The sequence below is a fragment of the Aquitalea sp. S1-19 genome (assembly GCF_024343515.1).
Genome location: NZ_RJTZ01000360.1, coordinates 1 through 443 on the forward strand (window position 1 = coordinate 1; position 443 = coordinate 443).

Annotated in this window: 1 protein-coding gene and 1 pseudogene; both read right to left on the minus strand. The window is 59.8% G+C overall.

Going from position 1 to position 443, the window contains the following annotated elements; translation table 11 throughout:
* Window positions 1–124, minus strand: a 124-nt coding sequence (locus tag EGI20_RS19045) for a proton-translocating transhydrogenase family protein (RefSeq protein ID WP_498633274.1), incomplete at its 3' end; no start/stop codon positions are given.
* A 19-nt stretch (window positions 125–143) separates the two neighbouring features.
* A pseudogene (locus EGI20_RS19050) lies at window positions 144–443 on the minus strand (NAD(P)(+) transhydrogenase (Re/Si-specific) subunit alpha); the annotation flags it as partial.

Below are 443 nucleotides of genomic sequence, written 5' to 3' on the forward strand. Positions count from 1 at the left end.
AGATGGCGTTGGTCACAGCCATCAGCGGGGTGTGCAGCGCCGGGGTGACGTTCCACACCACGTGGTAACCGACGAATACGGCCAGCACGAAAATGGTAAAGCTGGTGATAAACGGATCAACCATGATTCGATTCCTTGAGGGTTTACTTGTTGCCGAAGCGCACTTCGCCTGCGTGCGTCACCAGCGTGGCGGCCAGCAGATCGTCTTCCATATCCAGCTTGAAGCCGTCTTTGGACAGCATCAGGCTGAGGACGGTGAGCAGATTCTTGGCGTACAGGCTGGACGCATCGGCCGCCAGCATGCCCGGCAGATTGGCAAGGCCCACCACGGTCACGCCGTTATCCAGCTTGATGACTTCACCGGCCTGGGTCAGCTCGCAGTTGCCGCCGGCTTCGGCAGCAATGTCGATAATCACCGAGCCCGGCTTCATGCCGGCCACCAC